The following is a 9,612-nucleotide window of genomic DNA, read 5'->3' on the forward strand; positions in this document are numbered from 1 at the left end:
TCTTCGCGAAACTCAAAGAATTCAGAGGCGTCGCAATGAGGTGCTGCAAGACAGACCAAAGCTTCTCAGCTTTCATCGCCATCGCGGCAACCCTCATCCGACTCAGATGAACGTCAACAGACCTTAAATTGGACGCGCCACCGAGAGGCTTCAAAGATCAGCGCACCCGTCATCACACTTCGGCAAGGGGCCGACAGAGAGTTGCGCCAGAGTCTTCCGAAGAACCCCGAACAAGGCGCTTTCCGGCGTCTCGGGACGCGACAAGCGGCCATCGCTTGCGGCTTCAATCTCGTCCAGGAGAGCGTGAAGATCGATTCCGGTCGCGGGGGGCGCGGCGTCGGGAAGCTCCATCCAAACGGGGACGACATGCCGAAGATGCGCGCTCTGATCCAGACCATACAGGAGGGAAATCGGCGCGGCGTCTAAGCTCCCGTAGCGGGCGCGAATGTCGAGCCAGCCGTGGGAGACTTCCACAGCGGCGGCGCGCTTCGCGTCCCGAAGGCGCTGGAACCATTCGCCAAAAGTTGGCGGGCGCGAATTAGAATGCGGATGGACCGGGGGCGGGGTTTTCGATTTTGTCGTCATTGATCAGCCCTCCAATCCGGCGAGATAGGCGTCCAGAGCGGCGGTCATCAACTCTTGCCGCCCCCGCCACTCCTCTGAAATCCAGCCTAACACGCGCCGGGCGGTCGCAGGCTTCCCAATGCGCATTTCCGAGAGCTTCGCCATATGCGCCCGCTCCAGAGCATAGGTTTCTTTCAGAATCTCTTCCTCGGCTTCGGCCTCGCTGCGACCCTCCGCGCAAGCTTTCGCACAGGCTTCACGCACCAAAAAGCGTTCACGGTCAGCGAGGAAAGCTTCTTGATCCAGCCACGCGCCGAGCGTATCGGCGGGCGCAGCCTCGAGGGCCAGAGCGGGCAGCGAGAGAGCGGAAGCGCCAAGGGCGGCTTTGAGCGCATTTCGGCGCGTGATAGGGCATGAATCAGCCATTGCGACAAAAACTCCATTTTGTCGTTGCGGTTAGGGCCGGGGGAAGGTGGTGCTTCCCTTCGGCCTGATTCTTCGGTAGCACTGTTTCCCATGATGCAGCAAGAGAAAACCCCGCTAGCGCGGAAAGGCAAACGTGGCCCCCTGCCTACAGGATGGGGAACGCAAGTTGTCGTTCGGATTCATCAGCCCATGCTTGCGCAGCTTGATGCGTTCTGCGCAGGGCAAGTCGATTCACCAACGCGGCCCGAAGCTGTTCGGCGGATCCTTGCGGAATGGTTCTCTGAAAAAGCCCGCCCCCCGCGTGATGAGGCGCAAAAATGACTTGGGCCATTGGGGAGGGCAATAACGCACCTGAATGACTGGATAACAGACGCAAAAAAGGCCGCACCTGATAAGGCGCGGCCGAAATGCTGCGATCGCTGTTAAGACTGTTTCAGGGTGCTTTTAATGATCATACACGGTGAAGGTGTGATCTAGATACAGGACGTGGAATGTTCTGCCATCCCGATAGCCGACCATCGGGGCCTTGCCGTTATAGCGAAGCGCCAAGAATGTTACATCCTCGGTCACATCAATCGGAATGGCGGCCTTGATTGCTTTCCGAGCAATTTTTTCGGTGCCTAGGCCATGCCGGGGGGCGTTCTGAATCTCGTTCCAAGTCATCTTTGAAAGTGTGAAGATCTTCCGCAGGGCGGCAGCTTGGTGGCCTTGGTCACAACAGTTTACACTATAGCCGGACCCGTCCTGCATTTTGTCGAAAGCAAAGATCGGCGGCATCGTATCCGCGTTCTCCGAAGCAACCGAACCAATCTTTTGGGTCGGTTTTCGACTATCTTTGGATCGCTTCGCCTTCAGCCCAGCCAATTACGCCGCCGATTGATAGGACTTCAGATAGTCTTCATCGAACTCGCCAATGAAGAACTCGCGAAGCGCGGCAGTGGTTATGGTGCCGTCGGCTTGCTCATAGGCATTCAGCCAAGGCGCTTCTTCGTGCGTCATGTTGCGCAGCTTCCATGCGGAATATTGACCGTAGTAGTTGTAAACATCGTCAAGAACTGTGCGATCCCGCGCGTCGATTTCACTGAAGTCAACACCTGTGATGGGTGGGATGCCGTTCGAACCATATTCCTTGAATGAGTGGTACAGCGAAGGGACAACCGGGCCGTGCTGCCATGCTTCGATCCGTTCGGCGAACAAGGGGCGGTCGTCATTTTGGCGCGCCGCTGCCATGACTCCAGCAGCATAGTAGCAGAGCTTTTGCAACTTCAGATTCGAAATCAGATCACCTACGTCCGCGTCGGTGCGCGAGCGAAAATAATCTGCAATAATATCAACAGAATAGATCTTCATGCTCTTCGCCTCCCTAGTTGGATGTGGTGTGCTTCAATATAGCTGGTCAGCGCTGATTTCCTAGCGCTGCGTTGTCTCAGACACATCAAATCTTTCGTTGCGCAGCAGATTGTAACACCCTGTAACACCTCGAAATTCAGGAGGTGTTACAGGATTTAATCAATCAAAACAGCGTCGTAACACCCGTAACACCTGTAACACCGCAAAAATGTCTAAGTCTGCAAGGATTCAGGCTTTTTCCTCGGCGTGAACCGCAGCACCGATCAGGTCAGCGAACCCCATGATCCGGGCGATTTCTCCGCTGATGGCCGTGGCGGCTTCGATCAGAAAATCGGGTGCGAAGTGGGTGTAGTGCCGCCCGGTGACGGTCAGGCTTTTTCTGTGGCCGACCACCGCACCCGCAATGGCCTCGGCGATTCCAAGCTGTTCCTGCGCCTTCGTCACCAGCGTGTGCCTGGCGGTATGGGGCGAAACGTCAGAGACGCCAGCCCGATCGCAAAGACGTAGAAACGCCTTGTAGCCGCCTGCGAAATGCAGACCGGCGCGCGGTGAGGGCAAGATGAATTCCCCATGTCTGGGCAGGGCTGTGAGCAGCGCCACCACATTCGCGCCCAAGGGGCGAATGGATCGACCCTCTTTGCTGTCAGCCAGAATCGCGGTGCTGTGGTCCAGATCGATCGCATCCCATCGAAGAGATTCGATTTCGGCTTTCCGCCAGCCTGTCAGGAAGGTCAGCCGTGTGAAGGCGATCACCTGCCAATGTTGGTCGTGAGCCTCGCTGATGACCGCCCCGATAGCCTCAAGTTCGGCGTCGCTGAAGCGTCGATGGCGAACATTGTCGGTGGCGGTGCGCACACCCGTGGCCGGATTGGTTTCAATGACGCCACATTCGACCGCATAGCTGAGGATCCCGCCCAGCAGCCCCTTGGTTCTGGCGGCGGTGCCCTTGCCGCCAGTGACTTTGATCCTCCCGCGCGGCTTGTCGCTTTTCCCGCTGGTGGCCGTCTTGCCTTCCGTCACGTCCCGAACGAGGCCCGCCACATCGGCGCGCTTCAGATCGATCACAAGCTTTTTGCCGAGAAGCGGCTTGATATGGCGTTCGATTCGTCCGGTGTCGGTCGCCAAGGTCGAAGCCTTCTTCGCGCCGCCGCCCTTGCCGAAGATCAACCCCTTCTGGGCGGCCTTGACGTAATCGTCGCACAGCTCGGCGACGGTGAGGGACTTTCGGCGAGTCTGCTTTTCCTCCTGAGGATCTTCGCCGCGCGCCACGTTGCCGAGGATGCTCCGCGCCTCCTTGCGCGCCTCTTCGACGGTGAAGGCTCCATGAGCGCCGATCTTGATCCGGCGCTGCCGTCGTCCGGCGCGATATTGCACCAGATAGACCTTCTTGCCGCTAGGCCAGACGCGGACGCCGAAGCCCGGCAAGGCGTCATCCCACATGATATAGTCAGGTTCGCCGGGCTTCAGCCCGTCCACAAAAGTCTTGGTCAGCCGGGCCATCGTGCTTCCTGTAGAAAGGCAGGCGTCATCACAGGAAGCATATAGGAAGCAGATCAGGGAGAAAGCGCGCGTTTTCTCGACAAGGCAGGAAAAGCCGAAGCCATGAGATAGGGGTTGTTTTTCAGAGCGTTGGATAACTCAAGCCAATCGGAGCGAAGCCGTGAAAAGGCCAAGCATGATTTCTCCGAAGGCAGAGGCCAGGGGTTCGAATCCCTTTGGGTGCGCCAATATTTTCAATGACTTAACTGCCCCCGCACAGCGCGCCTTCCGGCGCGAAGCTGTGACTCGTCACGGAATGCGCCTCATCCGAGCCGCCGCTCCAGCCTGTCCGGCGCGCGCTCCGGGAGTCCTCGGCGCCCGAGGCTCAGCAGGGTCAGGGCGGTCAGGCCCAGCGCGAGCGGCGGAAGGGCGGTCAGCCATCCCCAGTCCGCGGCCGCCGAGGCCGCCGCGCCCGAGAGCAGCGAAGCTCCGGCCCCCGCCAGGCCGACCGCCGTTTCATTGATCCCTTGCGCCAGAGGACGCTCCTCCGGAGACGCCGCCTCCATCAGCATCTGTCCGGCGCCGAGAAAGCCGAAGCTCCAGCCCGCGCCGAGGAGGATCATCGTCAGATGCACATGCGCGAGGGCGGGATCCGTCGCGCCGATCGCCCCGCTGAGGATCTGCGTCGCCAGACCGAAGGCCGCGACGCGCTCCGGGCCGAAACGCCGCATCAGAGGGGCGGCGGCCAGTCCCGCGACGCACATCGCCGCCGCATGCCAGCGCATGACCTCCGCCGCCTGGCCCTCGCCGAATCCGCAGCCGATCATCGCCATGGGCGCCGCGGCCATGCCGAACATCATCAGCATCTGCACGACCGCCGCCGTCCCGATGGCCGAGGAAATCCGCGGGTCGCGTCCCGAAAGCCTGAGGCCGGTCATGATTCCGCCGGAGGCTCCGGAGCGGACCGGCGCCGGAAGCCGCAAGGCCAGGATCGGCAAGGCCCCGAGGCTCCCGAGCAGCGCCACCGCCAGATAGCCGCCTGCGAAAGGCGTCGGCGCGAGGCCGTCATGGACGCGCGCGAAAAGCTCGGGCCCGAGAAAGGCCGCGCCCACTCCGGAAGCCGCCGTCAGGGACATGGCCGCAGCCTGACGAATCGTCGCGACGGTCTCGGCGGCGGCGAAGCGGAAGAAGTTCGCGCAGGCCAGACCGCCGCCGAGCAGGGCGTGGGCGAAGCAGAGCAACAGGAAATCCTGACGCAGCAAGGCCGCCGCCCCGAGGGCGCCGCCCAGCGTCATCAGGGCCGCGCCGAGCAGAAAGCCCGCCTGACGCCCGTGACGCCCCATGAGCAGAGACATCGGCGTGGCGGTCAGCACGCCCGCCAGAGCCTGCGCGGCGATGGGCGCCGTGGCGAAGAGAGGACTCGGCGCAAGCCAGACTCCCGCGAAGCCGGCCAGCAGCAGAAGCATGGGCGTCGCGGCGCCGAGCAGGAGATTCCCCGCCCAGATCAGCGTCAGATTCCGGTTGAACATCGCCGTTCTCCCCGGCGCGCCTGTAGGAGGCTCCATCCCCCCGCGAGTCGCCCGGCTCCCGCCGTCTCCGAAGGGCCTGAGGCATGCGCGGGCCGACCTCCGAAGGTCGGCGTCCGGAGGATGCGGCAGGCCGGGACATGGAGCCTTCCCGCCTCGGCGGAAAGGCTCCGGCTCTTACTTCTTGCCCGCCTTGCAGGTGCAGGGAGACCCCGGCGACTTCACGCAGAGGACGACGCTGCTCTGGCCGCCGCCGAAGCTCACGGAGCCTTGCAGGCCCTGTCCTCCGGCGCTCCAGGGCGCGGCGGCGCCGCCGAAGCCGAAGCGGTTGAAGTTCGCGGCGGAAGGACCGCCGAAATTGACGCTGACGCTCAGGCCGGGGCGCGCGCCGCCGAAGCCCGAAGCGAAATTCGGAGAGAATCCCCCGAAATTCAGATTGAGGCCCGGACGGAATCCGCCGAACCCGAAGCCCTGCGGAGTCTGGAGACTCCGCGCGAAGCTTGACCACATCCCCTGAAGCACGTTCATCGCAACCTCGATTTCGTATCAAAACGACACATAAATCTTGCCTCAAGGCGGGGTTCAAATCAATATCCAGCTTGAAATGAGACATGCCTCTTTTCGTGTTCCTGTCCTGATCCTTCTGCGTCCTGATGCGGCCAGCCTCGGCCCGGCCCGGCCATGAGGCGCCCTTGCGCGGCGGAGCGCGTTCTCCGGAGGCGGCGGCCAGGGGGCCGGACGCCTTCCGGCGCGGCTCCGCATGATATTCCTTATGGGATATATAATTCACCGATTTCTCTTTTTACGTTTCCTTGGCTCCTGTCCCCTAAAACCTCCGCATGCATCGAAGCTGTTGCTTGCGGAGACTGACATGAGAGCCTTGATCCTCGCCTTCCCGATGGCGATCCTGAGCCTGAGCGGGGCCATGGCCGGCGGCGCCGGATGGAGCGGAGCCCGGACGGAAGTCGTCTGGACCGGCGTCTACGCCGGTCTGCAGGCGGGCTACACGCACGCCGAGCTCAAGGACCGCGTCCAGAACATGCGGGCGGAGCGCGATTTCGGCGACTTCAGCGGCGGCGTCTACGTGGGCTACATGCAGCAGATGGCGAGCGGCTTCGTTCTGGGCCTCGAGACGGATCTGAACATCACGAACCTGCGCCGCACCGGCGCCGCCAAGGTCTATCAGGGCTCCGCCTATCTGGGCGAGGAGGACGTCTACGACCGGATCAAGTGGACCGGCGGTCTGCGCGCGCGCGCGGGCTACGCCCTCGGCCAATTCATGCCCTATGTGACGGGCGGCCTCGGGATCGCGAAATATCGCGGCGAGGACACCAACGACAAGGCCTATGGATGGAGCCTCGGCGCGGGCGCGGAATACGCCGTGACCGAAAGCCTCGTCGCCCGCGTCGAATATCGCTATTCCGACTACGGAGACGCCAAGACCGACGTCCTGGTCGGAGAAGGCGCGACGGCCAGGCTCAAGACCTCCCTCACGGCGCATGACGTGCGCGTCGGCGTCGGCCTGAAGTTCTGAGGATCCGCCTCCGGCGGACAATGACGCGGCGCGCCGGATCGCGGGATCGGGCGCGCCTTTTCTTTCGGCGTTCCGACGCGCATGATCCGGCTCCCGCCTTTCGCCGCAGGAGCCGCCCCCATGAAGACGCAGCCGCAGGACCGCGCTTTTCTGACCCGCCTCTTTCAGGCGGCGGTGAAGGCCGTCGATCCGGAATCCGCCTTGCGCGCGGTTCTGCCCGAGCCTCCCGGAGGCCGGACGGTGGTCGTCGGGGCGGGGAAGGGCGCGGCGCAGCTGGCGGCGGCCTTCGAGAGGCTCTGGCCGGGGCCTCTGGAGGGCGTGGTCGTGACGCGCCATGGCGGCGGCGTCGAGCCTCCGCCGAAGCGGATCCGGGTTCTGGAGGCCGCCCATCCCACGCCCGACGCGGCGGGTCTGGAGGCTTCGCGGGCGCTGAAGGCGGCGGTCTCGGGCCTGACGGAGCGGGATCTCGTCGTGGCGCTGATCTGCGGCGGAGGCTCGGCGCTGCTGCCCGATCCGCCTGCGGGCTTCTCGCTGGAGGACGAGATCGCGCTGAACCGGGCGCTTCTGGCCTCAGGCGCGCCGATCTCGGCGATGAACGCCATCCGCAAGCAGTTCAGCGCGATCAAGGGCGGGCGTCTGGCTCTGGCGGCCCATCCGGCGCGGGTGGTTTCGCTGGTCGTCTCGGACGTCCCCGGCGACGACCCGGCGCAGGTCGCCTCCGGCCCCACCATCCCCGACCGCACGACCCGCGCCGAGGCCCGCGCTCTGGCGGAGATCTGGCGTCTGGAGCTTCCGCCGAAACTGGCGGCGCGGCTGGCCTCCGACGCGGATCCTTCGCCCGATCCTGCGGATCCGCGCTTCGGACGCGACGAGGTCCATGTGATCGCCTCGGCGCGGATCGCTCTGGAGGCGGCCGCCGCTCGGGCCGAAGCCGAGGGCGTGGCGGCGGCGATCCTCTCGGACGCTCTGGAGGGCGAGGCGCGCGAGGCGGGCAAGATCCATGCGGCCCTCGCGCGCGAGGTGGTCTTGCGGGATCGGCCTTTCCGGCGGCCCGTGGTGCTGCTCTCGGGGGGCGAGACCACGGTGACTCTCCGCGCGCAGGGGGGCAAGGGAGGGCGCAACGGCGAATTCGCGCTGGCTCTGGCTCTGGCGGGCGAGGGTCTGTCCTTTTCGGCTCTGGCGGCGGACAGCGACGGCGTCGACGGCTCGGAGGAGAACGCGGGCGCCTTCGCGGATGGGACGAGCGCGGCGCGTCTGCGGGGTCTCGGCCTCGACGGGCGGAGTCTGCTGGCGCGTCATCGCTCCTGGGAGGCCTTCGCGGCTCTGGGCGACCTCTTCACGACCGGCCCGACCGGCGTGAACGTCAACGACTTCCGCGCGATCCTGATCCGCTGAAGGCTTCAGCCGGTCAGCGTCGCGCCGAAGGACCAGGCCAGAGGCAGACGCTTCGAGCCTTCCGGCAGGCGATGGAGTCCGTCCTCGCCGCGGATCATCCGGGGGAAGAAGCGCCAGGCCAGAGCCTCGTGCTCATGGAGGAAATCCAGCCGGAATCCCGCCTTGAACAGGGCGCCCAGCACGCGCGAGACCGGATGCAGCCATTCATGGGTCCGGGGATGGGCGATCCTGGCGCTGGAGCCGTCGTAGCTGGAGTCCTCATCCGAGACGAGGGGCGTCTCCCGAGGCGTGGCGTAGTCGAAGCCCACGCGCGGATCTTCGGGCGCGGAGGCGCCGTCGAAGAGCATGAGCGTCGGATGTCCGTCGATGAAATAGAGCCTTCCGCCGGGCTTCAGCACGCCCGCGACGGCCTGAGCCCAGAGGTCGAGATCGTCCAGCCAGCCGATGGCGCCCCAGTTCACGAAGGCGAGGTCGAAGCCTCCGCCGAGCAGGGCGGGGGCCTCGTAGACGTCTCCCTCGACGAAGCTCGCGCCCGAGAGTCCGGAGCGTCGCGCCAGATCCCGGGCATGGAGGATCGCGCGGGGCGAGAAATCCAGACCTGCGGCCTCCGCCGCGCCGAGGCGCGCCAGAGCCAGGGTGTCGGTTCCGATGTGGCATTGCAGATGCGCGACGCGCAGGCCTTCGAGATCGCCGATCTCGGCGAGTTCGATGGGGGTCAGCAGGGTTTCGCCGCGCGCCGCGCGCTCGACGCCGTAGAATCCGGTTTCGTCGCGGATGTGGATGTCGGCGCGGTCGTCCCAGTTGCGCCGGTTGGCCGCGAACCACGCCGCGCGGCGCGGAGGGTCGGTTTCGTCGTTCATGTCCGGAATCCCTCCCTGTCCTGACCGGGTCCGGCGAGGCCGCTGGACGGGCGCTCGCGCCGCAGGGACCGCAGGATCGTCGGGAGGACCGCGGCCTCGAAACCATGGTGGGTCCGGAGGGACTGACGAAAACCATGTGCATCAGATGGATGCATTGTCTAGCCTCTCTTTTGCTGTCACTGATGCGTAAAGGGAATTTCCAGGACTGTCTACCCGCCCCACGCCCCCCTGACGGCTCTGGCCCATGCGCCCGGCCAAGGCATGATGAATTGCTCGTCTTCACGTCCGGCGCCGTGAAAATAGGAGACGACGCCGACAGGCGTTCCGGTCGAAGCTCTCAGGACGAGCGCCCCTGAATCCGCGTTCCGGAATCCTCCGGCCCCGCCGTCGAGCTGGATCACGCCGGGCCGGACCTCGACGACCCTCTGCTCGACGCAGCGCAGAACCTCCGACAATTCGCCGCTTTCGATCCGCCCCA

The 9,612-nt window shown here is 64.6% G+C and carries 11 protein-coding genes; 2 read left to right on the forward strand and 9 right to left on the reverse strand.

Translation table 11 applies throughout. The features are described from left to right. Positions 1–150: 150 nt before the first annotated feature. The 7 genes from PHN62_RS17230 to PHN62_RS17260 form a co-directional block, all read right to left on the reverse strand. Complete coding sequence (locus PHN62_RS17230; RefSeq protein WP_300152656.1) at positions 151–585, reverse strand: hypothetical protein; 435 nt, start codon at positions 583–585, stop codon at positions 151–153. Positions 586–588: 3 nt separating this feature from the next. Then, the gene (locus PHN62_RS17235; RefSeq protein WP_300152658.1) at positions 589–990 is read right to left on the reverse strand and encodes a hypothetical protein; all 402 of its coding nucleotides are present in this window, start codon (positions 988–990) and stop codon (positions 589–591) included. A 444-nt stretch (positions 991–1,434) separates the two neighbouring features. Beyond that, complete coding sequence (locus PHN62_RS17240) at positions 1,435–1,854, reverse strand: hypothetical protein (RefSeq protein WP_300152659.1); 420 nt, start codon at positions 1,852–1,854, stop codon at positions 1,435–1,437. Beyond that, positions 1,855–2,340 (reverse strand): Panacea domain-containing protein, encoded by a 486-nt coding sequence (locus PHN62_RS17245; RefSeq protein ID WP_300152662.1) that lies wholly within the window; start codon positions 2,338–2,340, stop codon positions 1,855–1,857. Between the two features lie 228 nt (positions 2,341–2,568). Next, positions 2,569–3,840 carry a site-specific integrase gene (locus tag PHN62_RS17250; protein ID WP_300152664.1) on the reverse strand — a complete coding sequence of 424 codons (1,272 nt, stop codon included), beginning with the start codon at positions 3,838–3,840 and terminating at the stop codon, positions 2,569–2,571. A gap of 302 nt (positions 3,841–4,142) precedes the next feature. Next, positions 4,143–5,348 (reverse strand): MFS transporter, encoded by a 1,206-nt coding sequence (locus PHN62_RS17255; protein ID WP_300152665.1) that lies wholly within the window; start codon positions 5,346–5,348, stop codon positions 4,143–4,145. A 174-nt stretch (positions 5,349–5,522) separates the two neighbouring features. Continuing rightward, a complete protein-coding gene (locus tag PHN62_RS17260) occupies positions 5,523–5,873 on the reverse strand; it encodes a hypothetical protein (protein ID WP_300152667.1) in 351 nt (116 codons plus the stop codon). 343 nt (positions 5,874–6,216) lie between these two features. Here PHN62_RS17260 and PHN62_RS17265 point away from each other — a divergent pair, with 343 nt between their 5' ends. Further along, positions 6,217–6,879, forward strand: coding sequence for an outer membrane protein (locus tag PHN62_RS17265; RefSeq protein WP_300152669.1), 663 nt, complete (start codon positions 6,217–6,219; stop codon positions 6,877–6,879). Positions 6,880–6,999: 120 nt separating this feature from the next. Further along, positions 7,000–8,274 (forward strand): glycerate kinase, encoded by a 1,275-nt coding sequence (locus tag PHN62_RS17270; protein WP_300152670.1) that lies wholly within the window; start codon positions 7,000–7,002, stop codon positions 8,272–8,274. Between the two features lie 5 nt (positions 8,275–8,279). On the opposite strand, the gene PHN62_RS17275 is transcribed toward PHN62_RS17270, so the two are convergent. Further along, positions 8,280–9,134, reverse strand: coding sequence for a class I SAM-dependent methyltransferase (locus PHN62_RS17275; protein WP_300152671.1), 855 nt, complete (start codon positions 9,132–9,134; stop codon positions 8,280–8,282). Between the two features lie 209 nt (positions 9,135–9,343). Further along, on the reverse strand, positions 9,344–9,612 hold a 269-nt coding region (locus tag PHN62_RS17280; RefSeq protein ID WP_300152673.1), incomplete at its 5' end, for a hypothetical protein.

The sequence above is a fragment of the Neomegalonema sp. genome (assembly GCF_028688855.1).
Lineage (GTDB): Bacteria > Pseudomonadota > Alphaproteobacteria > Rhodobacterales > Rhodobacteraceae > Neomegalonema.

Bases quoted from the DNA above. Each gene is read 5' to 3' on its own strand.
- PHN62_RS17275 (WP_300152671.1), bottom strand. From the start codon at position 9,134: ATGAACGACGAAACCGACCCTCCGCGCCGCGCGGCGTGGTTCGCGGCC.
- PHN62_RS17245 (WP_300152662.1), bottom strand. From the start codon at position 2,340: ATGAAGATCTATTCTGTTGATATTATTGCAGATTATTTTCGCTCGCGC.
- PHN62_RS17235 (WP_300152658.1), bottom strand. From the start codon at position 990: ATGGCTGATTCATGCCCTATCACGCGCCGAAATGCGCTCAAAGCCGCC.
- PHN62_RS17250 (WP_300152664.1), bottom strand. From the start codon at position 3,840: ATGGCCCGGCTGACCAAGACTTTTGTGGACGGGCTGAAGCCCGGCGAA.
- PHN62_RS17230 (WP_300152656.1), bottom strand. From the start codon at position 585: ATGACGACAAAATCGAAAACCCCGCCCCCGGTCCATCCGCATTCTAAT.
- PHN62_RS17270 (WP_300152670.1), top strand. From the start codon at position 7,000: ATGAAGACGCAGCCGCAGGACCGCGCTTTTCTGACCCGCCTCTTTCAG.
- PHN62_RS17255 (WP_300152665.1), bottom strand. From the start codon at position 5,348: ATGTTCAACCGGAATCTGACGCTGATCTGGGCGGGGAATCTCCTGCTC.
- PHN62_RS17265 (WP_300152669.1), top strand. From the start codon at position 6,217: ATGAGAGCCTTGATCCTCGCCTTCCCGATGGCGATCCTGAGCCTGAGC.
- PHN62_RS17260 (WP_300152667.1), bottom strand. From the start codon at position 5,873: ATGAACGTGCTTCAGGGGATGTGGTCAAGCTTCGCGCGGAGTCTCCAG.